Below are 22,207 nucleotides of genomic sequence, written 5' to 3'. Positions count from 1 at the left end.
ATGATTGCATTTACTGCGGCGGAAATCGCCGAAATCACACACGGCCGCCTGGATGCCGACGCCGGGATCACCCCTGCCTCGGTGGTCACGGATTCCCGGGAAGCCACCGCCGGATCGCTCTATGTTGCGAAACGCGGTGAGCATGCCGACGGTCACGACTTCGTCGCAGCCGCCTTCGACAACGGTGCAACCCTGGTCCTCGCCGAGCGGGCAGTGGCAGGGCCTGACGGCGTCAACTTTCCTGCGGTGCTCGTCCAGGACGCCGTCCTGGCCATGGGGAAGCTGGCTGCCGAAGCAGTGCGCCGGATCCGGGCAGCGCGTCTGGCGGAGGGCGACGCCCTGACCGTGATAGGAATCACCGGTTCGGCCGGGAAAACCACCACCAAGGACCTGCTGGCGGGCATCCTCGCCCGGCATGGATCCACGGTTGCTCCGCAGGGTTCGTATAACGGTGAGGTCGGCGTGCCGCTCACCGTGTTCCGCGCCGGTACGGATACCCGCTACCTCGTGATCGAAATGGGAGCCACCGGTATCGGCCACATCCGGTACCTGGCCGACATGGTGACGCCGGACATCGGAGTCGTTCTCTGTGTCGGAACCGCCCACGCCGGCGAGTTCGGCGGTGTCGAGAACATCGCACGCGCCAAGGGCGAACTGCTGGAAGCCCTCCCGGATACCGGGACCGCGATCATCAACCTCGACGACGACAGGGTCGCCGCCATGCGGGCCCGTACCCGGGCCACCGTGGTCGGATTCACCGCCGACGGCCACAGGGAAGCTGCGGTGCTGGCTGCCCGGCCTGACACGAACGCCCTGGGAAACCCGGAGTTCGACCTTATTCTTCCCGGCGGCGAACCGGACCTGCACGTCAGCAGCAGGCTTATCGGCTCCCACCATACGGGCAACCTGCTGGCCGCCGCTGCTGCCGCTTTCGCCGCGGGAATCCCCGGCCCTGAGATCGCCGCCTCGCTGAGCAGCCAGACAGCCGCCAGCCGCTGGCGGATGGAGCGCACCGAGCGGCCCGACGGCGTCACCATCATCAACGACGCCTACAACGCCAACCCGGAATCCATGCGGGCGGCCCTGCGCACCCTGGCAGACCTTGGCCGAGGCCGCCGCACCTGGGCCGTCCTGGGCGCCATGCTGGAGCTGGGCCCCGACTCCATCCGTGAACACACAGCCGTGGGCACACAGGTGGTGCGGCTGAATATCTCCCGCCTGGTCGTGGTAGGCCGCGAAGCGCGTGCCCTTTATGTATCCGCCGTACAGGAAGGCTCCTGGGGGGACGAATGCGTCTTCGCGGAGACGCCCGATGAGGCTTACGAACTCCTGAGTGCAGAACTGGAACCCGGCGACCTGGTGCTTTTCAAATCCTCCAACAGTGTGGGACTGAGGCATTTGGGCGATCGGATAGCATTGCCTCCAGCCCCGGTACCCGCCACCGAAGGGAGGGAGCTGCCGTGATTGCACTGCTTATCGGCGCCGGCCTTGCCCTGTTGTGCGCCCTCGTCGGTACCCCGCTGTTCATCCGTTTGCTTGTCAGCAGGAGCTATGGCCAGTTCATCCGGGATGATGGACCCACCTCCCACCACACCAAGCGCGGCACCCCCACCATGGGCGGAACCGTGGTGGTATGCGCGGTCCTGCTGAGTTACGGCCTGACCCACCTGATCATGTGGATGATGAACCCCGGTTCGCCGGGTCCTTCCGCGTCGGCCCTCATCCTGCTGTTCCTCATGGTGGGCATGGGCATGGTGGGGTTCCTGGATGACTTCATCAAGATTTCCCGCCAGCGGAGCCTGGGCCTGGACGCCAAGGCCAAACTCATTCTCCAGGGCGGCGTGGGCGTCATCTTCGCCATCCTGGCCCTCAATTTTCCGGACGCGCAGGGCGTCACGCCCGCGTCCACCAAGATCTCCCTGGTGCGCGATGTTCCCTGGCTGGACCTGGCGTTCGCCGGGACAGTCGTGGGCGCCATCCTCTTTGTCGTGTGGTCGAACCTGATCGTCACCGCCGCCACGAACGGGGTGAACCTCACGGACGGGCTGGACGGCCTGGCCGCCGGCGCCTCGATCATGGTGTTCGGCGCCTACACGCTCATGGGGATCTGGCAAAGCAACCAGGCCTGCGGATCACCACGCGAGGCAGGCAGCGGGTGTTATTCGGTCCGGGACCCCCTTGACCTGGCGCTCCTGGCAGCCATCATGAGCGCAGCCCTTGTCGGCTTCCTCTGGTGGAACACGTCACCCGCCAAACTCTTCATGGGTGACACCGGTTCACTGGCGATCGGCGGCGCCATTGCCGGCTTCGCCATCCTGTCCAGGACAGAACTGCTCCTGGCCATCATCGGCGGCCTCTTCGTCCTGATCACCCTGTCCGTGATCATCCAGGTGGGCTACTTCAAAGCCACCGGAGGCAAACGCTTCTTCAAGATGGCACCGCTGCAGCATCACTTCGAACTCAAGGGCTGGGCCGAAGTCACCGTGGTGGTGCGGTTCTGGATCCTGGGCGGGCTCTTCGTGGCCGTGGGACTTGGTGTCTTCTACGCTGAATGGGTTGTGCTGCTGTGACTGTTTCCGCACGCCTTCAGGGCCTCGTCAGCTGGGATTCCGACTGGGCCGGATTGCGCGTCGTCGTAACAGGCATCGGGGTTTCAGGCTTCGCCGCCGCAGACACCCTCATCGAACTCGGTGCCCGAGTAGTGGTGGTCGATGCCGCCACGAGCGAAACGGCGAAGGCCCAGGCCGACACCTTGAAGATCGTCGGCGCGGAAGACGTCATCCTGGGGCCCGGCGCCGTCAGCCGGATTCCGAGGATAGATGGCACCCTGCCCGAGCTGATCGTGACGTCGCCGGGCTGGCGACCGGACCAAGCGCTCCTGGCAGCCGCCGCACGTGCCCACATCCCGGTGTGGGGCGACGTCGAACTCGCCTGGCGCCTGCGACAGCGGGCGGGGCGCAAGACCGCCGACTGGCTGACCATTACGGGGACTAACGGCAAAACGACGACGGTCGGCCTGACCGAAGCGATGTTGCAGGCGGCCGGCCTCAAGGCCATCGCCGTGGGCAACGTCGGCACGCCCATCCTCGATGCCCTCCGGGATCCGGTCGAATACGACGTTTTTGCCGTTGAACTGTCCAGCTTCCAGCTCCACTGGTCCGAGTCGCTGTCGCCGGTGGCCAGCGTCTGCCTGAACGTGGCGGAAGACCACGTGGACTGGCACGGCTCGTACGCGTCCTACCTGGCGGACAAGGCCAAGGTCTATGAGCGGACGCAGAAGGCCTGCATCTACAACGCGGAGCAGATCGAGACCGAGCGGATGGTGGAGAACGCCGACGTGGTGGAGGGCTGCCGCGCCGTCGGCTTCACCACGCTCACCCCTGCCATCAGCATGCTGGGTGTGGTGGAGGGCCTCCTGGTGGACCGCGCCTTCATCGAGGAGCGCAAGGACAGCGCCGCCGAGCTCGCCTCGATGGCGGACCTCGGGCCGTTCGCCCCGCGGCATATGGTGGCGAACGCCCTTGCCGCCGCCGGCCTGGTGAGGGCGTACGGCGTGGAGCCCAAAGCGGTGCGCCAAGGCATCCAGGCCTACGTACCGGGAAACCACCGCATCCAGCCTGTGGCACGCAGGAACGATGTGTTGTGGGTTAACGACTCCAAGGCCACCAACCCGCACGCCGCGTCCGCTTCACTGGCGACCTTCGAGAACGTGATCTGGATCGCCGGCGGTCTCTCCAAGGGTGTCAGCTACGACGAACTGGTCCGGGATCATGCGGCGCGGCTCAAGGCAGTGGTGCTGATCGGCAGTGACACAACACCGCTGGCCGAGGCCCTCAGGCGACACGCGCCGGATGTGCCAGTGATCGCACCACCGGCGGGCGACACTGAAAATATGCAGACTGCCGCAACGGGCGGAGCCATCGCGGGCAGCTCTCCGGATTCCGGGGAGGCCGTGATGTCCCGGGCCGTTGCGTCGGCGGCGCAGCTGGCCGTTTCAGGGGACACTGTGCTGATGGCTCCGGCAGCTGCTTCCATGGATCAGTTCTCTTCCTACGCTCACCGAGGCGACGCCTTTATCGAAGCTGTCCGCGAGCTGGTGGAAGGGCAGGCCCAGAGCGGCGAGGAGTAACAATGGTCAGCACGCCCACCCGCCCGCGGGATGCACATCCGCGCGCCGGGAAACCAGCGTCACACCCTCGGCCTACGCCCACGGCGGCAAAACCCGCAGCGCCTAAACCCACAGCCCCGGCGCGCATCCGGGGCTGGTACCGCGGCTTCTGGTCGGCGCTGGAAGGAAACGGCACCTCCCGGAACGGGTCCACCTACTACCTCATCCTCGGCTCCACCCTCGCGCTGACCGCCATCGGCATCATGATGGTGCTCTCCGCCTCAAGCGTGGAATCCATCGCGGCAGGAAAATCGCCATACGGCGATGCCCTGAAGCAGGGGATGTTTGCCGCCATCGGAATCTTCACCATGTTCGTTCTGTCGCGCATCAACGTGGTCTGGCTCAAGCGCCTGGCCTGGCCCCTTCTGGGCGTCGCGCTGGTCCTCCTGGTCCTGGTCCAGGTCGTGGGCACTGAAGTCAACGGCAACAAGAACTGGATCGACCTGGGCGGCATCACCTTCCAGCCCTCAGAGGCCTCCAAGCTGGCATTGGCGCTGTGGATGGCTACCGTCCTGGCGGTCAAGGGAAAGCTGCTCCGGCGCTGGCAGCACGCACTGATCCCTGCAGTCCCGCTGGCCGGGGCCGTAATCGGACTCGTGCTGCTCGGGAACGACCTCGGCACAGCGATGATCATCATGATGATCACAGCCGCAGCACTCTTCTTCGGCGGCGTCCGGCTCTACCTGTTCGGATTCGCCGGCCTGGTGGCCGCCGCCGGCACAGCGGTCATGGCAGTCACCAGTTCAAACCGGATGTGCCGCATCACATCATGGTGGACGGGGCAGTCCTGCGCCGACGGTGTCGACGCCAACTACCAGGCCACCAACGGGCTCTACGGACTCGCCTCCGGCGGCTGGTTCGGAGTAGGCCTTGGACAGAGCCGGCAGAAGTACAGCTGGATCCCGGAAGCCCACAACGACTTCATCTTCGCCATCATCGGCGAGGAACTTGGCCTGGTGGGCACCGTCGTGGTCCTCATTCTGTTCGCCATCCTGGGCGCGGCCATCTACCGGGTGGTGGTGGCTCAGGAGCTCATTTTCCACCGGGTGCTGGCCGGCACCATCATGGTGTGGCTGCTTGGACAGGCCACGGTCAACATGTCCGTCGTCACGGGCCTGATGCCCGTCATCGGCGTCCCCCTGCCCTTCATTTCGTACGGCGGTTCCGCACTCCTCATGTCTTTGTGCGCCGTCGGGGTGGTCCTGTCGCTGGCCCGGGAGCAGATGGCCCCTGCCATCAGGCCAAAGCGGATGCTGAAATTCGGTGCCCGCAAGGGCCGCGGAACCACAGGCCACCACCAGACTGCCAGAAAGCGTACCTAGCACCATATGACTTCGAAAAACCTGTCCATTGTCCTGGCGGGCGGCGGTACCGCCGGCCACATCAGCCCGCTCCTGGCCATCGCCGCCGCACTGCGCGTAGCCGCACCGGAGGCCAGCCTCCTTGCCGTGGGCACGCCGTCGGGCATGGAGACCAGGCTGGTTCCCGCTGCGGGGGTGGAACTTGCCACGATTCCGCGTGTTCCGTTCCCCCGGAAGCCGTCCCGGGACCTGTTGCGGCTGCCCTCCCGGCTCGCCGGTGCGGTGCGCCAGGCCGGCCGGATCCTGGACGACGCCGGCGCCGACGTCCTGGTAGGGGTAGGCGGCTACGTGTGCACGCCCATGTACCTCGCGGCCAGGCGCCGCCGCATCCCCATCGTGATTCATGAGGCGAACACCCGTCCCGGCCTGGCCAACAGGGTGGGGTCCCTGCTGACCCGGCACGTCGCCGTCGCTTTTGATACCACCAGGCTCCGTCATGCCCGGCACGTCGGAATGCCCATGCGCACGGAAATTTCCGGACTGGACAGGGCTGCCGCCCGCACGGCAGCACGCAAGGCGCTGGGCCTTGATCCCATTAAGCCGACACTGATTGTCACTGGCGGATCCTCCGGCGCACAGAGCATCAACCGCACCGTGGCCGCGGCTGTAGGGGACCTGGCCGCGGCCGGGATCCAGACAATCCACATCACAGGCCGCGGAAAGGCGGTCCTGGCTCCCGACGGAAGCGCCCTGGCGCTGCCCGGATACCGCCAGCTTGAATATGTCGACGGCATGGAGCTGGTCTACGCCGCGGCGGATGTGCTGCTCGCACGGGCCGGTGCCGCCACGGTTTGTGAAGTCGCAGCCGTGGGCGTGCCGGCGGTCTTTGTCCCGCTGCCGGTCGGCAACGGGGAACAGGCACTCAATGCTGCGGGAGTGGTGGATGCGGGCGGGGCCCTGCTCGTCCAGGACCGAGATTTCACCCCTGACTGGGTCCGCAGCGAACTCATCCCGCTGGTCATCGACAACCGTCGGCTGGCCGCCATGGCCGCCAGCTCACACCGTCTTGGAATCAGAAACGCCGATCAGCGCATGGCTGGTCTTGTACTGGAAGCGGTATCCCGATGACTCCCGCCAGCGTCCCCGGCCTGGAATCCCTTGGCCGCGTCCACTTCATCGGAATCGGCGGCGTGGGCATGTCCGCGGTGGCCCGGATCATGGTGGCGCGCGGGATTCCCGTCAGCGGGTCCGACGCAAAGGACCTGCCGGTGATGGCGGATCTGGCGGACGCGGGCGCGAGGATCGCCGTAGGGTACAGCGCCGCGAACCTTGGCGACGCGCAGACAGTGGTGGCCGGTTCGGCAATCCGCGCGGACAACCCGGAGCTGGCCGCCGCACGTGCTGCCGGGCTGCCGGTGCTGCACCGTTCGCAGGCGCTGGCGGCAACGATGGGCGATGACCTGGTGGTGACGGTCGCAGGCACGCACGGCAAGTCCACTACCACATCCATGATCACCGTCCTGCTCCAGGGCGCCGGGCTGGACCCCTCCTTTGCCATCGGCGCCAATGTGCCGGCCCTCGGTGTCAACGCGGCCCACGGGACCTCCGGAGTGTTTGTCGCGGAGGCGGACGAATCCGACGGGTCGTTCCTGAACTACCGGCCCAAAGTGGCCGTGGTCACCAACGTGGAACCTGACCACCTGGACCATTACGGCACCGCCGAAGCCGTCTACGAATCCTTTGACCGGTTCACCGCGCTACTTCCGTCTGACGGCGTGCTGATCGCCTGCGCGGACGATCCCGGCGCCCTCGCCCTCGCGGAACGCACCCTTCTGCGGGGCAACACCCGGGTAGTCCTGTACGGCACCTCGGACCGCTCGGACCTGGTGCTGCACGACGGCGGACCGGGGGACGTGGCGGTCACGTCACCCGCGGGGCAGTTCAGCCTCGAACTGCAGGTGCCGGGCCGGCACAACGCGCTGAACGCCGCCGCCGCTTTCACCGTCGCCCTTGAGCTGGGAGTAGATGCGGAGACGGCCGCGCGGGCCCTGGCCCACTTCTCCGGTGCGTCCAGGCGGTTTGAACTGAAAGGCGCTGCGCGCGGCGTGCGCGTCTTTGACGACTACGCCCACCATCCCACCGAGGTCCGTGCAGCCTTGGCAGCGGCCCGTTCCGTAGCGGGGGAGCACAAGGTCCACGTGCTGTTCCAGCCGCATCTGTTCTCGCGCACCAGGGAATTTGCGCGGGAGTTCGCCGAGGCGCTGAACCTGGCCGACACGGCCCTGGTGCTGGACATCTATCCGGCCCGCGAAGATCCCATTCCCGGCGTCACGAGCCAGCTCATTACCCGGCACCTGAATGCCGGCGGCCGCCTTGTCGGAAGCGGCGAGGCGGTGGCTGCACTGGCAGCTGCGGCAGGTGCCGGTGACATCGTGCTGACCGTGGGCGCCGGCGACGTCACCGCCTTCGGGCCGCGCATCGTGGAGGCGCTGGATGGCTAGCCCGCGGCGTCCGACCTACACTTCGCGTGGCGGCTCGGGAAGCGGCACTGGCGCCCCGGTAAAAGAGCCTGACGTCATCTCTGCCTCCAAGAGCGCACCTGACGCCGCTGCACCAGCCTCCGGCCGGAAAAAGGCGAAGGGTTCCGGCAGGCGGTCCGGGGACAGCAATCCGGCAGCTGGCGACAATGTGCTGGCCTTTCCCGAGCCCAAGGGCAGGCGCCTCAAACGGAACATCCTCATCACGGCATGCGTCACCTTGGCTGTCGTCGCGGGGCTCCTGGCCGCCGCCGTCTTTTCCCCCGTCCTGGCCGTTACGACGGTTTCCGTTTCGGGGACCAAGCTCCTCACCCCGGAGCAGGTGCAGACCGCGCTGAAACCACTACAGGGCAAACCCCTTCCGCAGGTCAGCAACGACGACGTCTCCCGGCTCCTGGGACCGCTGGTCCAGGTCAAGTCAGTTACCACGGAAGCACGGCCGCCATCGGAGCTCGTGGTCAAGATCCGGGAACGGGTTCCGGTGGCCCTGGTCAAGCAGGGCGCGCAGTATCAGCTGGTGGACGTGGACGGCGTGCAGCTGGCCGCAATTACCGATCCCGAATCGGTTTCGCTGCCCGTGATCGACGGCGGAGCCGGGGCAATCGGCAAGGACTTGTTCCAGGCCACAGCCGCGGTCCTGGGTGCGCTTCCGCCCGAAGTCCTGGCCAAGTTGTCCAACGCATCCGCCCAGTCGGTTGACGCCGTCGAACTCAAGCTCATTGACGGCCAGACGGTGGTCTGGGGCAACGCGGGGGAGCGGGAGCTGAAGGCCAGGGTGCTGGAAGCACTCCTGAAGGTCCCCGCGGATCCGAAGAACCCGGTCCGGGTGTACGACGTCAGCGTTCCCCGGCACCCCGTGACGCGATGAAATGCTTTATTTTCCCGGTATTCCCACGACACGCGGCCCCGGTTATTGAATGTCAGAACCAGAGGAAATAGCGTCACAGACATGAGTTACTTGACATAACTATAACCTTCAACTCGAAGGTTAAGGTTCCAAGCTTCAAGCCCGACTCCATCAGTTTTCGCACCAAACACGAACAAGGGACACGTAACGTGGCAGCTCCGCAGAATTACTTGGCCGTCATCAAGGTCGTCGGCATCGGCGGCGGTGGCGTGAACGCAGTCAACCGCATGATCGAGGTCGGCCTTCGAGGTGTTGAATTCATCGCCATCAATACCGACGCCCAGGCACTGCTGATGAGTGATGCCGATGTCAAGCTCGACGTCGGACGCGAGCTGACCCGTGGACTCGGCGCAGGAGCCAACCCCGAGGTGGGCAAGCAGGCTGCCGAGGACCACGCAGACGAGATCGAAGAGGTCATCCGCGGCGCAGACATGGTGTTTGTGACGGCCGGTGAAGGCGGCGGCACGGGTACTGGCGGCGCCCCCGTCGTGGCGCGCATCGCCCGCTCCCTGGGCGCCCTCACCATCGGCGTCGTCACCCGGCCGTTCACCTTCGAAGGCCGCCGCCGCGCCGGCTCCGCCGAGGCTGGCATTGACGCACTCCGCGACGAAGTGGACACCCTGATCGTCATCCCGAATGACAGGCTCCTTTCGATCAGCGACCGCAACGTCTCCGTCCTGGACGCCTTCCGTTCCGCTGACCAGGTCCTGCTGTCCGGTGTCCAGGGCATCACGGACCTCATCACCACTCCCGGCCTGATCAACCTCGACTTCGCCGACGTGAAATCCGTCATGCAGGGTGCGGGCTCGGCATTGATGGGTATCGGTTCCGCTCGTGGCGAGGACCGGGCCGTCAAGGCTGCGGAGCTGGCCATCGCCTCACCCCTGCTGGAAGCCTCCATCGACGGCGCCCACGGCGTGCTGCTCTCCATCCAGGGCGGATCCGATCTTGGCCTGTTCGAGATCAACGAGGCGGCCCGCCTGGTGCAGGAAGTTGCCCACCCCGAGGCCAACATCATCTTCGGCGCCGTCATTGACGACGCCCTCGGCGACGAGGCCCGCGTAACGGTCATCGCTGCCGGTTTCGACGACGTCAAGGCAACCTCGCCGTCCATGGACCAGTCACAGCCCCAGGTGGCGCCGCAGCGGCCTGCCGCTCCGTCTGCCCCTGCCCAGGCACCGTCGCCGGGCGGCAGCCACCAGATGAATGTCCAGCCCGTGCACGCCGGAGTCGGCGCGTCAGGACTTAGCAACTGGGGCCAGCAGCGTCAGTCCGCCGTTCCGGCAGACTCGGGATTCGACGTCGACCTGCCGTCGGTAGTGGAGCCTGATCTCACCGGTCACCACGCCGATGACCTGGATGTTCCCGACTTCCTGAAGTAGGGCACGGATTGTTCTTCTCACGGGCGGAAGTCCTCCCCGGGGTGTCTGTGGCATTCACCGACGCCGGCGCAGGAAACCTGGCCCTGCACGTGGGGGACAACGCCGCTGAGGTGATTCACCGGCGTGCGGGGCTGGAGCGGTCAGCAGGCATCTCTCCCGGCTCCCTTCAATTCATGGACCAGGTGCACGGCACCCATGTGGCCGTGATGGAGGCCGGAATGCCTGCGCCCGAGGCCGACGCCATGGTTTCGAAAGGCCTGCCGCTGGCCGTTATGGTGGCTGACTGCATTCCGGTACTGCTGGTGGGCCAGGCCTCGGACCGGCCTGTCCTCGCCGCGGTGCACGCCGGACGGCCGGGGATAGCCAATGCCATCATTCCTTCGGTGGTGGACCGGATGCGCTCCCTCGGCGCGTCCGGAATCCGGGCATGGCTTGGGCCATCGATCTGCGGTTCCTGCTACGAAGTGCCGGCAGCGCTGCAGGCCACTGTGGCTGCCTCGGTGCCGGCAACGCTGTCCACCACGACGTGGGGGACGCCGGCGCTGGATCTTCCGGCCGGGGCGCGGAGCCAGCTGGAGGCGGCGGACGTCGTGGTTGAGTATGCGGGACCATGCACCCTTGAGAACGAGTCCCTTTTTTCATACCGCCGGAATAACCGCACAGGCCGGTTCGCCGGGCTGGTATGGCAGCATGAATGACAGCCATATGAACGACAGCTATGTGAATGACAGGGATGAAGGCGGCATGGAGGCAAGCCGGGCAGTGGACGACGCCGGCCGGGTAGCCGAGCTGTCAGAGCGCCTCGCTGCTGTCCATGACCGGATCGGATCCGCGATGGACGCTGCGGGCAGGGCCGGGGAGCCGCCCACGCTGATCGTGGTCACCAAGTTCCATCCGGCCGGGGACATCCGGCGCCTGGCAGGCCTGGGCGTTCTGGATGTCGGGGAGAACAGGGACCAGGAAGCCTCGGCGAAAGCGGCGGAGCTGGCGGAGATCGGGCTCCGGTGGCATTTCGTGGGACAGCTCCAAAGCAAGAAGGCCAAGTCGGTGGTCCGCTACGCCCACGCAGTCCATTCGGTGGACCGCCTGCAGCTCGTTGACAGTCTGGCCCGCGCCGTGGCCAGGGAACAGGAGACGTCAGGCCGCGGACCGCTGGACTGCTTCATCCAGGTCAGTCTCGACGACGACGCCGAGGCCCATCGGGGCGGGGCATCACCGGCGGAAGTCCCCGTCCTGGCCGATCAGCTCGCCGCCGCCGACGGGCTGGTGCTGGCGGGCGTCATGGCGGTCGCTCCGCTTGGAGCCAGACCGGAGGATTCGTTCGAAAAATTGGCTGTGATCTCCGCCCGGCTTGCCTCTGACCATCCCTCTGCCACGGCCATTTCGGCGGGCATGAGCCAGGACCTTGAAGCGGCCATCCGGTTCGGGGCGACACACCTGCGAATCGGTTCGGATATTCTCGGATCGCGTCCTGCCGTGGGGTAGCGTCAAACTATTGGAAGTGAATGGCGGGGACTTCCGATGCTGTCAAGTCATAGCGTGGCCCGCCGTTGGACACGATTAGGAGTCGACCATGGCCGGCGCTCTGCGCAAGACAATGATCTATCTTGGGCTCGCCGATGGCGATGAACACTACGAGTCCGAGCATCACACCACACGTAGGGACGAGGACGATTCTATGGAAGTTGACCGCGAGGAACGCCGTGCACCCGCACCCGTCCGCGATGTCGGCCGCGACACCTCGTACGCCCCTGAAGAGGAATACCGCGCACCAGTGACCCCCATTAAGCGTGCGGCGTCGAGCCGCGAAGAGACCAGCGGGCTCCGGCAGATCACAACGATCCATCCGCGCTCCTACAACGACGCCAAGCTCATCGGCGAAAGCTTCCGGGATGGCATCCCCGTGATCATGAACGTCACGGACATGGGCGAGGCGGACGCAAAACGCCTGGTGGACTTCTCCGCCGGGCTTGTTTTCGGGCTTCGGGGGAGCATCGAGCGCGTCACCAACAAGGTTTTCCTCCTGTCGCCGTCGTACATTGAGGTCATTGGCGACGACAAGAAGGTCAGCGAGACGCAGGCCAGCTTCTTCAACCAAAGCTAGTCACAAGGCTTACCCCTGGTGCCAGGCAGGAACACCTGTCTGGCATCTGTGCTGAAATAGATAAGAAACGTTGGCAGGACACTGCGGTATCCGGAATGATCATGGAGATATGAGTTAAGTCATGGGAATAGTCTTCGGACTTGTCTATCTCGCCCTCCTGCTGTTCTTCGTGGCGCTGATCATCCGCCTGGTCTTTGACTGGGTCCAGATGTTTGCCAGGGAATGGCGCCCGCGGGGCGCTGCCCTGGTGACCGCCCACACCGTGTACTCCATCACCGATCCGCCGCTCAAGGTCCTGCGGAGGCTGATCCCGCCGCTAAGGCTGGGCGGCATCTCGCTGGACCTGGGCTTCCTGATTTTGTTCATCGCCGTGAGCGTGGCGATGGCGTTTACCAGGAGTTTCGCGTAATTTTCGATTAGACCTAGCAGCGCAGGCACAGATCCGCACGGACCTGGAAGCCTGCAAGGCGAAGAAATCTCTGGTTGACACCACAGTGTTGAATTAGAGGAACCAGTCCATATTTAGGTACGGTAGTTTGGACGGCCGGAAGGCCTACTGACTAACTAGACCAGTGAGGTGACCAGATGGCTTTGACGCCAGAAGACGTTGTCAACAAGCGCTTTCAGCCGACCAAGTTCCGCGAAGGCTACGACCAGGATGAAGTTGATGACTTCCTGGACGAAATCGTCGTTGAGCTCCGGCGCCTGAACCAGGAGAACGACGAGCTCCGCAAGAAGCTTGCAGAAGCCGGCTCCGCCGTACCTGCCAGCTCCGCGGCAGCGGCTCCGGTCGTCGAGAAGGTCCCCGCGCCCGTCAAGGCGGACAAGGACGAGGCCCGGGCCAAGGCCGAGGCCGAAGCCAAGGCAGCTGAAGCGAGCAAGAAGAAGGAAGCCGAGCAGGCCGCGCCTGTGGCTACCATTCCGGCTGCTGTTCCGGCTTCCAGCACCGCCTCTGCAGAATCCGCTGCCGGGCTCCTTGCCATGGCGCAGCAGATGCATGACCGCCACGTGGCTGAGGGTCAGTCCCAAAAGGACAAGATCATCGCCGAGGCCCAGATCGAAGCCAGCAGCCTGGTCAACGATGCCCAGGAGAAGTCCCGCAAGATCCTGGGTGCCCTCGAGCAGCAGCGCTCCGTCCTGGAACGCAAGGTCGAGCAGCTGCGCGGCTTCGAACGCGACTACCGTTCACGCCTGAAGGCCTACATCGAGGGCCAGCTGCGTGATCTTGATGCCCGCGGTTCCGTGGCTGCGCCGGAAGTCAGTGAAGCCAACTAGCAAGGCCGAACCAAACTAGAGTGTCAAGCACGTATTCTGAAAGCCGGTGGCTGGGGATTCCTCGGCCGCCGGCTTTTGTGATTGACATCGGTTTCCCAATGAAAGCACCATGACTGACGAACTTGCCGCTGACGCCGCACCTCCCGCTCCCTCATCGCCGCGACCCCGACGGGCCGTGCTGCTCTCCCTCTTTGCAGGATTTGCGGTGTTCGCCTATGTGCTGGACCAGCTCACCAAGCTCTGGGTCACGTCCAGCATGGTGGAGGGCGAACGCATCCCTGTCCTGCCGCCCCTCCTGCATTGGTACTTCATCCGCAACTCCGGGGCCGCTTTCTCGATCGGGGAGAACGTGACCTGGGTGTTCTCCATCATCATGGCCGGCGTCTCGGCTGCCATCCTGTTCCAGGTGCGCAGGCTGGGCTCTGCCTGGTGGGCGCTGGCACTTGGCCTCCTGCTGGGAGGGGCCCTGGGGAATCTGACGGACCGGTTATTCCGCGAGCCGTCGTTCGGCATGGGTCATGTTGTGGATTTCATCCAGCTGCCGAACTTCGCCATCTTCAATATCGCCGATTCAGCCGTGGTTTCCGCGGTTGCTATCATCTGCATCCTGACGCTGCGGGGTGTCTCCATCGACGGGGCACGGCACGCCGGCACCCGGGAGAAGCCCGGCGATGCCTGAGCGGGTTGTAGTCGCGGATGACCTCGGCGGAGTACGGGCCGATGCGGGCCTCGCCGCCCTGATGGGGATTTCGCGTTCCCTGGCGGCGACGCTCATTGCCCAAGGCAACGTCGTCAACCGGGGAAAAAAAGTGGGTAAGTCCGCGCGCCTGGTGGCTGGTGACGTCCTGGACGTCACGGTTCCTGAACGGCGGGACCCGCTCGAAGTGGTGGAGGAAGTTGTGGAAGGCCTGAAGATCCTGCTGGACGATGACGACTTTGTGGTCGTGGACAAACCGGTGGGAGTCGCCGCGCATCCGTCTCCGGGCTGGGTGGGACCCACCGTCGTCGGCGGCCTGGCCGGAGCCGGCTACCGTATCTCCACCTCCGGCTCGCCGGAGCGGGCTGGCATCGTGCACAGGCTCGACGTCGGCACGTCCGGCGTGATGGTGGTGGCCAAGACCGAAAGGGCCTACACGGTCCTGAAGCGTGCCTTCAAGGAGCGCAGCGTGGACAAGGTCTACCACGCCGTGGTCCAGGGCCTGCCCGACCCGCTCGAAGGTACCATCGACGCGCCCATCGGACGGCATCCGGGGCACGACTGGCGCTTTGCCGTCATCGAGGACGGGAGGCCCTCAATCACGCACTATGAGGTCCTGGAAGCCTTCGGCAAAGCGACACTCGTTGAGGTGCACCTGGAGACCGGGCGGACGCACCAGATCCGCGTGCACTTCTCCGCCTTGCGGCACCCCTGCGCAGGTGACCTGACGTACGGTGCTGACCCGCGGCTTGCGGCAAACCTCGGGCTGACGCGCCAATGGCTGCATGCCCGGCAGCTCGGTTTCGATCATCCGGTCACGGGGGAGCGCGTCACCGTCACCAGCGACTACCCGCAGGACCTCGCCTTTGCCCTGGAGGTACTCGAGTCCGGGCAAGCCTGACCACTCAGTGGCCGGCCGCCGCATAGAATAGTGCGGTGACTTCCAGCAATGCCTCGTTCGTCCACCTGCACAACCACACCGAATACTCCATGTTGGACGGCGCAGCCCGTCTGGGGGAGCTTTTCGACGAGACCGAACGCCTTGGCATGCCGGCACTCGCCACCACAGACCACGGGTACCTGTTCGGCGCCTTCGACTTTTGGAAACGTGCCACGGACCAAGGCATTAAGCCCATAATCGGCGTCGAAGCCTACGTCACGCCCGGCACCGCACGGACCGACAGGAGCCGTGTCCGCTGGGGCGAGGAACACCAGCGCAAGGATGACATCTCCGGCGGTGGCTCCTACACGCACATGACGCTGCTGAGCTACAACAACGCCGGCATGCGCAATCTCTTCAGGGCCTCATCCATCGCATCCCTGGACGCCGTCTTCGGCAAGTGGCCGCGGCTGGACCGGGAGCTGCTGAACACGTACTCGGAAGGCCTGATCGCCACTACTGGCTGCCCGTCCGGGGAAGTCCAGACCCGGCTGCGGCTTGGCCAGTACCGTGAGGCCCTGGAAGCAGCATCGGAGTTCCGCGACATTTTCGGTGCGGAGAACTACTTCTGTGAACTCATGGATCACGGCCTGGACATCGAGCGGCGGGTCACGGGGGACCTGCTGCGGCTCGCCAAGGAACTCAAGCTGCCCCTGGTGGCAACCAATGACCTGCACTACACGCACGAGCACGATGCGAAGGCGCACGAGGCCCTGCTGGCCATCCAGTCGGGTTCCACCCTGCTGGAACCCACTTACGACAACGGCGGCTCCCGTTTCGCGTTCTCCGGCAGCGGCTACTACCTCAAGTCGCCGCAGGAGATGCGGGAGCTGTTCCGGGACCACCCGGACGCCTGCGACAACACACTGCTGATCGCCGAGCGCTGCGAAGTTTCCTTCAACACCGGGGCCAACTACATGCCGCGCTTCCCTTGCCCGCCGGGCGAGGACGAAACCTCCTGGCTGGTCAAGGAAGTGGCCGCGGGGCTGGAGTACCGTTACCCGGGCGGTGTCCCGGACAAAGTCCGCACCCAGGCCGACTACGAGCTCGAAGTCATCACCTCGATGGGATTCCCCGGGTACTTCCTCGTGGTGGCCGACTTCATCAACTGGGCGAAGAACAACGGCATCCGCGTCGGACCCGGACGCGGCTCCGGTGCGGGCTCCATGGTGGCCTATGCCATGCGCATTACGGACCTTGATCCGCTGCACCACGGACTGATCTTCGAGCGGTTCCTCAACCCGGACCGCGTCTCCATGCCCGACTTCGACGTCGACTTCGATGACCGGCGCAGGTCCGAGGTGATCGACTACGTGACCCGCAAATACGGCGACGAGCGCGTGGCCATGATCGTCACCTACGGCACCATCAAGACCAAACAGGCGCTGAAAGACTCCTCGCGTGTGCTTGGTTACCCGTTCAGCATGGGCGAGCAGCTGACCAAGGCGCTCCCTCCGGCTGTAATGGCCAAGGACATTCCGCTGGCCGACATCCAGAACAAGGACTCCAAGCGCTACAGCGAGGCCGGTGACTTCCGCCAGCTGATCAGTACCGATCCCGAGGCTGCCAAGGTCTTTGAAACGGCGCTGGGCATCGAAGGACTGAAACGCCAGTGGGGTGTCCACGCCGCCGGCGTGATCATGTCATCGGACCCCATCATCGATGTCATCCCCATCATGCGGCGCATCCAGGACGGGCAGGTCATCACCCAGTTTGATTACCCCACCTGCGAGGGACTGGGCCTGATCAAGATGGACTTCCTGGGCCTGCGGAACCTGACGATCATTTCCGACGCCCTCGAAAACATCCAGCTCAACCGCGGCCACGAACTGGATTTGGACAGCCTCCCGCTCGACGACGCCGCCTCCTATGAACTCCTGGCCCGGGGCGATACACTCGGCGTGTTCCAGCTCGACGGCGGACCCATGCGGTCCCTGCTCAAGCTGATGAAGCCTGACAACTTTGAAGACATCTCCGCCGTCCTCGCGCTTTACCGGCCAGGTCCCATGGGCGCCAACGCCCACACCGACTACGCGCTGCGCAAGAACGGGATCCAGGAGGTCATCCCGATCCACCCGGAGCTGAAGGAACCGCTCGCCGAAATCCTCGGCGGAACCTACGGCCTGATCGTGTACCAGGAACAGGTCATGGCCGTTGCGCAGAAGCTCGCCGGCTATTCCCTCGGCCAGGCAGACATCCTCCGCCGCGCCATGGGCAAAAAGAAGAAATCAGAGCTGGACAAGCAGTTCGCCGGCTTCTCCCAGGGCATGCAGGACAACGGCTACTCCATGGAGGCCGTCAAGACTCTCTGGGACATCCTGCTGCCATTCTCCGACTACGCGTTCAACAAAGCCCATTCGGCCGCCTACGGCGTCATTTCGTACTGGACCGCGTACCTGAAGGCCCACTACGCCCCGGAGTACATGGCAGCGCTGCTGACATCGGTGGGCGACGACAAGGACAAGTCCGCGATTTACCTCAACGAGTGCCGGCGGATGGGCATTACGGTGCTCCCGCCGGACGTCAACGAATCCTCGCTGAACTTTACGCCGGTGGGGAACGACATCCGCTTCGGCATGGGTGCCATCCGAAACGTCGGTTCCAACGTGGTCCAGGCATTGGTGGCTGCCCGGGATAGCGGGGGAGCCTACACGTCATTCAAGGACTTCCTGATGAAAGTCCCGGCAGTGGTCTGCAACAAACGGACCATTGAATCCCTCATCAAGGCAGGGGCCTTCGACTCCCTCAACCACCACCGCCGCGCCCTGGTGATGATCCATGAAGAGGCCATCGATTCGGTCATCACCCTCAAGCGCAACGAGGCGATCGGCCAGTTCGATCTCTTCGCCGGATTCGAGGAGGCCGAGTCCGAGGCGTCCCTGAGCATCGAGATCCCGGACCTGCCGGAATGGGAGAAAAAGGACAAGCTGTCCTTTGAGCGGGACATGCTGGGCCTGTACGTCTCGGACCATCCGCTCCAGGGCCTTGAAGGCCTGCTCAGCCAGCATGCAGATCAGACCATCACCTCCGTCATCGGCGAGGACGGACCCAACGATGGCGCCATCATCACCATCGCCGGGATGATCACCTCACTGAGCCGCCGGATCGCCAAGGCAAGCGGCAACGCCTACGCCCGGGCAGAGGTGGAGGACCTGGGCGGCTCAATGGAGGTGATGTTCTTCGGCCAGGTTTACGGGCCGATCGCCTCGGTGCTGGCAGAGGACCTGATCGTGGTGGTCAAGGGCCGTCTGCAAAAGCGCGACGACGGCGCCATCACCCTGAACTGCATGGAGCTGTCCGTCCCGGACATCAGTGACAGCCTAAACGCTCCCGTGGTCATCACGATGCAGACGCATAAGGCCACCGAGGCGGTAGTGACCGAGCTGGGCGACGTGCTGCGGACCCACCGCGGCAACTCAGAGGTTCGGCTGCAGCTGCAGGGCGACACCAGGATGGAGGTTATGGGCCTGCCCGTCCACCTCAGGGTCAACCCCAGCCCCTCGCTCTTCGGCGACCTCAAGGTGCTCCTCGGCCCTACCTGCCTGGACAACTGAGGACAACCTGGACAGCTGAGGACAACCTGGACACTGAGGATAGGGAGTTCGCGGGGGCTGGATTTCCCGGGCTAGATTTCGTAATCCAGCGGGACAGGCTGGCCGTAGCCGCCGGAATGGTAGAGGAGGGGCGAACCGTCCTCGCCCACCTGCCCGTCCACGACCTCAACGACCACAACGGCATTGTTCTCGAAAGACAGGCGCATCTGGATCTTGCCGATCAGCCAGCCCGCCACATCCTTGAGGATGGGCACATCATGCGGGCCCAGCTCCCAGTGGTCCCCGCCGAACCGGTTCTTGGTCCGGGCGAAGCGCTCGGCCAGCTCCTGGTTTTCCAGGCCCAGCATGTGGACCCCGATATGGGTCGTGTTGGCCACCGCCGGCCAGGAGCTGGAACTGCGTGCCATGTTGAAGGTAAAACGCGGGGGCTGCGCTGACAGGGACGCCACGGACGTGGCGGTAAAGCCGTAAGGCTCGCCCTGGTAGTTCACGGTGATGATGGCCACGCCGGCAGCGTGGCGGCGGAACATCTCCTTGAACGTCAGCTCATAATGCTCGCGGTCGGCGGTCACGGTCTACGGACTCCCTGATGTCATCGAATGGTGGATCCCCTTCAAGGGTATGGCGCCCTTGTGGTGCAGCGGAATCCGTTGACCCGCCACGTCCTCTGATTGAGGAGCCTGAACATTTGTTAAGGTTTGTTTCATGACACCACGCACCCGCCGTCGTTCCTTTCCGATGCAATGGACAGTGTTTGCTGCCGCTGCGGGGGCAGGAATTCCGGTCGGACTGCTTTGGTGGCTGCTGGCTCCGGGCGGCCTGAACCTCCTCACCCGGGATCCGTCGCTGGCGGCCGGGACGAATCCGCAGGTCTGGCTGCCCCGTGATCTCACCCTTGCGGGGCTGTTCATTCTGGCCGGCTGCCTGCTGGCGGTGTTCCTGACGGACAAAACCGGCAGGTTTCAGCGACGGGAGCTGATGTTTGGTCTTTCCGGCGCCCTCGCGGGGGCCCTGCTGGCGTGGCAGACGGGCGTCCTGGCAGCCGGGTTGTGGGGTGCAGAAGCAGATACCTCGGCCAGCGCCAGCGTCGCCTTTTCACTGCGGTCGGCATCCGTGCTGCTGCTCTGGCCTGGCGCCACGGCCACAGCCATCTTCATCCTCAGCGTGCTCAATCTCTCCAAGCAGGGGCCGGAACGCGCAGACAGGTACACCGGCAGTGACCCCTTCACCGGAAGCGCAGCGCCGGACGCGTAAAATGTACCGGTGACCATTTCTCCTGAGTTCCCTGCCGCCGCAGCCGTCAGTTTCCGCACCGTCGATCTTCGGGGCAAGGGCCTGACGCTCGCCGGACTGCGGGCGGCCGTTCCCCGGGCGCAGCACCAGACCGTGGCAGATGCCGAGCAGCGCGTCCTGGACATCATCACCGACGTCCGCCAGCGTGGCTTTGCCGCCCTCAGCGACCTTGCCATGCGCTTCGACGGCGTGGACCAGGATCACCCCCGCGTCCCGGCAGATGCCCTGGCCCGGGCTTTGGATGAACTCGACCCCGCAGTGCGCAGCGCCCTTGAAGAGTCCATCAGCCGTGCCCGGCGTTTCGCTGACGCGCAGCGCCCCCGGAACGTCGACGTCGAACTCGGTGACGGCGCAGTGGTCAGCCAGAACTGGGTGCCTGTTGCGCGCGTCGGACTGTACGTCCCCGGCGGACTGGCCGTTTACCCGTCGTCGGTAATCATGAACGTGGTTCCGGCTCTCGCAGCAGGCGTTCAGTCCATCGCCCTTGCTTCGCCGCCGCAGAAGGATTTCGAGGGGCTGCCTCACCCCACCATCCTCGCGGCTGCCGCCCTCCTGGGTATCGAGGAGGTGTATGCCATTGGCGGCGCACAGGCCATCGCCGCCTTCGCCTACGGGGCGGAGGCCACTGATGCAGGGCCTGCGCTGGAGCCGGTTGACGTTGTCACGGGTCCTGGAAACATCTTCGTTGCCACAGCGAAGCGCCTCGTCAAAGGCGTCGTCGGAATCGATTCCGAGGCGGGCACCACGGAAATCGCCATCCTGGCTGACTCCTCCGCGAAGCCGGCGCTGGTGGCTGCTGACCTGATCAGCCAGGCCGAGCACGACCCGAAAGCTGCCTCCGTACTGATCACCGACTCCGAGGAGCTTGCCGCTGCTGTCAGGACCGAGCTGGACCGCCTGGCTGCTGGAACGAAGCACTCCCAGCGCGTTTTTGAGGCACTCTCCGGACCCCAGTCCGGCGTGGTCCTGGTGGAGGACCTGGAGCAGGGAATCGCGGCCTGCGACGCTTACGCCGCCGAGCACCTGGAGATCATGACCCGGGATGCCGCCGCTGTAGCCGCCCGGATCCGCAACGCCGGGGCCATTTTCGTCGGTGACTACAGCCCAGTCAGCCTGGGGGATTACTGCGCGGGATCCAACCACGTGCTGCCCACCAGCGGCACCGCGGCGTTTTCCTCGGGGCTGAATGTGAGCACCTTCCTGCGTGCCATCCAGGTGGTCAATTACAGCAGGGCAGCCCTCGAGGAAGTCAGCAGGCACATCGTGAGCCTGGCCGGGGCGGAGGACCTTCCCGCCCACGGCGAGGCAGTGACGGCCCGCTTCGGGGAGCCTGCCAGCCAGTAGGAACGTGCGCCTGAAACCACTACATGTAGTAATTACAGGATTGTTATTCAGCTACATCTGGTCGTAGACTTGTAGCCGAGGACCGGCCGCAGCGCCACCGGACCCGAGAGAGGGGATGCCATGTACTGTCCGTTCTGCCGCAATCCCGACTCCCGCGTGGTGGACAGCCGCATGGCTGACGATGGCTCAGCCATCAGGCGCCGCAGGCAGTGCCCCGAATGCGGCCGTCGCTTCACCACGGTGGAAACCACCAGCCTCTCGGTGATCAAGCGCTCCGGCGTGGGAGAGCCTTTCAGCCGCAGCAAAGTCATTAACGGCGTCCGCAAGGCCTGCCAGGGCCGGCCTGTCAGTGAGGACGATCTCGCGCTCCTCGCCCAGGAGGTCGAAGAACAGATCCGGGCGTCAGGGGCAGCGGAAATCGACGCCCACGAAGTGGGCCTGGCCATTCTGGGACCGCTGCAGAAACTGGACAAAGTAGCGTACCTCCGCTTCGCCAGCGTGTACCAGGCCTTCGAATCCCTCGAGGATTTCGAGACCGCCATTTCGCTCCTCCGGCACGAGTCCGAAGAGGAAGCCAAGGAACTCATCGGCGTGGGCGACGAAGCCTCAAAGAACGCAAAGAGCTCCGAAAAGACTCCCCTGTAAACTCCGGTGGTGGCAGCGGAGGGGAAGCCGCGGCCACCACCGGCACCACCAACGCTCATC

General features: G+C 65.0%; 20 protein-coding genes. 19 read left to right on the top strand and 1 reads right to left on the bottom strand.

The window, feature by feature from the left end; translation table 11 throughout:
- From QFZ40_RS12170 to dnaE, 16 genes are all read left to right on the top strand, one after another.
- The gene (locus tag QFZ40_RS12170) at positions 1–1,464 is read left to right on the top strand and encodes a UDP-N-acetylmuramoyl-tripeptide--D-alanyl-D-alanine ligase (RefSeq protein WP_306904628.1); all 1,464 of its coding nucleotides are present in this window, start codon (positions 1–3) and stop codon (positions 1,462–1,464) included.
- Complete coding sequence (mraY, locus tag QFZ40_RS12165) at positions 1,461–2,570, top strand: phospho-N-acetylmuramoyl-pentapeptide-transferase (protein ID WP_306904627.1); 1,110 nt, start codon at positions 1,461–1,463, stop codon at positions 2,568–2,570. Before QFZ40_RS12170 ends, mraY begins: the two co-directional genes overlap by 4 nt.
- Positions 2,552–4,129 (top strand): UDP-N-acetylmuramoyl-L-alanine--D-glutamate ligase, encoded by a 1,578-nt coding sequence (gene murD, locus QFZ40_RS12160; protein WP_306904626.1) that lies wholly within the window; start codon positions 2,552–2,554, stop codon positions 4,127–4,129. The genes mraY and murD overlap by 19 nt, the downstream gene beginning before the upstream one ends.
- Before the next feature lie 2 nt (positions 4,130–4,131).
- Positions 4,132–5,490, top strand: a complete 1,359-nt coding sequence (ftsW, locus tag QFZ40_RS12155) for a putative lipid II flippase FtsW (RefSeq protein ID WP_306904625.1) — start codon at positions 4,132–4,134, stop codon at positions 5,488–5,490.
- A gap of 6 nt (positions 5,491–5,496) precedes the next feature.
- Complete coding sequence (gene murG / locus QFZ40_RS12150; RefSeq protein ID WP_306904624.1) at positions 5,497–6,597, top strand: undecaprenyldiphospho-muramoylpentapeptide beta-N-acetylglucosaminyltransferase; 1,101 nt, start codon at positions 5,497–5,499, stop codon at positions 6,595–6,597.
- Complete coding sequence (gene murC / locus QFZ40_RS12145) at positions 6,594–7,970, top strand: UDP-N-acetylmuramate--L-alanine ligase (RefSeq protein ID WP_306904623.1); 1,377 nt, start codon at positions 6,594–6,596, stop codon at positions 7,968–7,970. Before murG ends, murC begins: the two co-directional genes overlap by 4 nt.
- Positions 7,963–8,874 carry a cell division protein FtsQ/DivIB gene (locus QFZ40_RS12140; protein WP_306904622.1) on the top strand — a complete coding sequence of 304 codons (912 nt, stop codon included), beginning with the start codon at positions 7,963–7,965 and terminating at the stop codon, positions 8,872–8,874. The genes murC and QFZ40_RS12140 overlap by 8 nt, the downstream gene beginning before the upstream one ends.
- 188 nt (positions 8,875–9,062) lie before the next feature.
- Complete coding sequence (ftsZ, locus tag QFZ40_RS12135) at positions 9,063–10,295, top strand: cell division protein FtsZ (RefSeq protein WP_306904621.1); 1,233 nt, start codon at positions 9,063–9,065, stop codon at positions 10,293–10,295.
- 8 nt (positions 10,296–10,303) lie between these two features.
- Positions 10,304–10,993 carry a polyphenol oxidase family protein gene (locus tag QFZ40_RS12130; RefSeq protein ID WP_306904620.1) on the top strand — a complete coding sequence of 230 codons (690 nt, stop codon included), beginning with the start codon at positions 10,304–10,306 and terminating at the stop codon, positions 10,991–10,993.
- 46 nt (positions 10,994–11,039) lie between these two features.
- Positions 11,040–11,780: a YggS family pyridoxal phosphate-dependent enzyme gene (locus QFZ40_RS12125; protein WP_306906910.1), complete on the top strand. Its 741-nt coding sequence runs from the start codon at positions 11,040–11,042 to the stop codon at positions 11,778–11,780.
- An 88-nt stretch (positions 11,781–11,868) separates the two neighbouring features.
- Positions 11,869–12,399 (top strand): cell division protein SepF, encoded by a 531-nt coding sequence (locus QFZ40_RS12120; protein WP_306904619.1) that lies wholly within the window; start codon positions 11,869–11,871, stop codon positions 12,397–12,399.
- Between the two features lie 121 nt (positions 12,400–12,520).
- Positions 12,521–12,808, top strand: coding sequence for a YggT family protein (locus tag QFZ40_RS12115; protein WP_306904618.1), 288 nt, complete (start codon positions 12,521–12,523; stop codon positions 12,806–12,808).
- Between the two features lie 176 nt (positions 12,809–12,984).
- On the top strand, positions 12,985–13,674 hold the full coding sequence (locus tag QFZ40_RS12110; RefSeq protein WP_306904617.1) for a DivIVA domain-containing protein: 690 nt from the start codon (positions 12,985–12,987) through the stop codon (positions 13,672–13,674).
- A 109-nt stretch (positions 13,675–13,783) separates the two neighbouring features.
- On the top strand, positions 13,784–14,353 hold the full coding sequence (gene lspA, locus QFZ40_RS12105; protein ID WP_306904616.1) for a signal peptidase II: 570 nt from the start codon (positions 13,784–13,786) through the stop codon (positions 14,351–14,353).
- Positions 14,346–15,272, top strand: a complete 927-nt coding sequence (locus QFZ40_RS12100) for an RluA family pseudouridine synthase (RefSeq protein WP_306904615.1) — start codon at positions 14,346–14,348, stop codon at positions 15,270–15,272. The genes lspA and QFZ40_RS12100 overlap by 8 nt, the downstream gene beginning before the upstream one ends.
- A gap of 35 nt (positions 15,273–15,307) precedes the next feature.
- Positions 15,308–18,865 (top strand): DNA polymerase III subunit alpha, encoded by a 3,558-nt coding sequence (dnaE, locus tag QFZ40_RS12095; protein ID WP_306904614.1) that lies wholly within the window; start codon positions 15,308–15,310, stop codon positions 18,863–18,865.
- A gap of 71 nt (positions 18,866–18,936) precedes the next feature.
- Here dnaE and QFZ40_RS12090 read toward each other — a convergent pair whose 3' ends face one another.
- Positions 18,937–19,395, bottom strand: a complete 459-nt coding sequence (locus QFZ40_RS12090; RefSeq protein WP_306906909.1) for a flavin reductase family protein — start codon at positions 19,393–19,395, stop codon at positions 18,937–18,939.
- A gap of 175 nt (positions 19,396–19,570) precedes the next feature.
- Here QFZ40_RS12090 and QFZ40_RS12085 point away from each other — a divergent pair, with 175 nt between their 5' ends.
- From QFZ40_RS12085 to nrdR, 3 genes are all read left to right on the top strand, one after another.
- Positions 19,571–20,119, top strand: a complete 549-nt coding sequence (locus tag QFZ40_RS12085) for a hypothetical protein (RefSeq protein ID WP_306904613.1) — start codon at positions 19,571–19,573, stop codon at positions 20,117–20,119.
- 9 nt (positions 20,120–20,128) lie between these two features.
- A complete protein-coding gene (gene hisD, locus QFZ40_RS12080; protein WP_306904612.1) occupies positions 20,129–21,502 on the top strand; it encodes a histidinol dehydrogenase in 1,374 nt (457 codons plus the stop codon).
- 120 nt (positions 21,503–21,622) lie between these two features.
- A complete protein-coding gene (nrdR, locus tag QFZ40_RS12075; RefSeq protein ID WP_306904611.1) occupies positions 21,623–22,147 on the top strand; it encodes a transcriptional regulator NrdR in 525 nt (174 codons plus the stop codon).
- The last annotated feature ends 60 nt before the right edge of the window (positions 22,148–22,207 follow it).

Origin of the sequence: Arthrobacter pascens, from assembly GCF_030816475.1 — a bacterium.
Classification (GTDB): domain Bacteria; phylum Actinomycetota; class Actinomycetes; order Actinomycetales; family Micrococcaceae; genus Arthrobacter; species Arthrobacter pascens_B.
The sequence above is the reverse complement of the archived record's forward strand: the minus strand, read 5'-3'. Positions and strand labels throughout refer to the sequence as shown.

Bases quoted from the DNA above. Each gene is read 5' to 3' on its own strand.
- QFZ40_RS12170 (WP_306904628.1), top strand. From the start codon at position 1: ATGATTGCATTTACTGCGGCGGAAATCGCCGAAATCACACACGGCCGC.
- murD (WP_306904626.1), top strand. From the start codon at position 2,552: ATGGGTTGTGCTGCTGTGACTGTTTCCGCACGCCTTCAGGGCCTCGTC.
- ftsW (WP_306904625.1), top strand. From the start codon at position 4,132: ATGGTCAGCACGCCCACCCGCCCGCGGGATGCACATCCGCGCGCCGGG.
- murG (WP_306904624.1), top strand. From the start codon at position 5,497: ATGACTTCGAAAAACCTGTCCATTGTCCTGGCGGGCGGCGGTACCGCC.
- murC (WP_306904623.1), top strand. From the start codon at position 6,594: ATGACTCCCGCCAGCGTCCCCGGCCTGGAATCCCTTGGCCGCGTCCAC.
- QFZ40_RS12140 (WP_306904622.1), top strand. From the start codon at position 7,963: ATGGCTAGCCCGCGGCGTCCGACCTACACTTCGCGTGGCGGCTCGGGA.
- QFZ40_RS12125 (WP_306906910.1), top strand. From the start codon at position 11,040: ATGGAGGCAAGCCGGGCAGTGGACGACGCCGGCCGGGTAGCCGAGCTG.
- QFZ40_RS12120 (WP_306904619.1), top strand. From the start codon at position 11,869: ATGGCCGGCGCTCTGCGCAAGACAATGATCTATCTTGGGCTCGCCGAT.
- QFZ40_RS12115 (WP_306904618.1), top strand. From the start codon at position 12,521: ATGGGAATAGTCTTCGGACTTGTCTATCTCGCCCTCCTGCTGTTCTTC.
- QFZ40_RS12110 (WP_306904617.1), top strand. From the start codon at position 12,985: ATGGCTTTGACGCCAGAAGACGTTGTCAACAAGCGCTTTCAGCCGACC.
- lspA (WP_306904616.1), top strand. From the start codon at position 13,784: ATGACTGACGAACTTGCCGCTGACGCCGCACCTCCCGCTCCCTCATCG.
- QFZ40_RS12100 (WP_306904615.1), top strand. From the start codon at position 14,346: ATGCCTGAGCGGGTTGTAGTCGCGGATGACCTCGGCGGAGTACGGGCC.
- QFZ40_RS12090 (WP_306906909.1), bottom strand. From the start codon at position 19,395: ATGTTCCGCCGCCACGCTGCCGGCGTGGCCATCATCACCGTGAACTAC.
- QFZ40_RS12085 (WP_306904613.1), top strand. From the start codon at position 19,571: ATGACACCACGCACCCGCCGTCGTTCCTTTCCGATGCAATGGACAGTG.
- nrdR (WP_306904611.1), top strand. From the start codon at position 21,623: ATGTACTGTCCGTTCTGCCGCAATCCCGACTCCCGCGTGGTGGACAGC.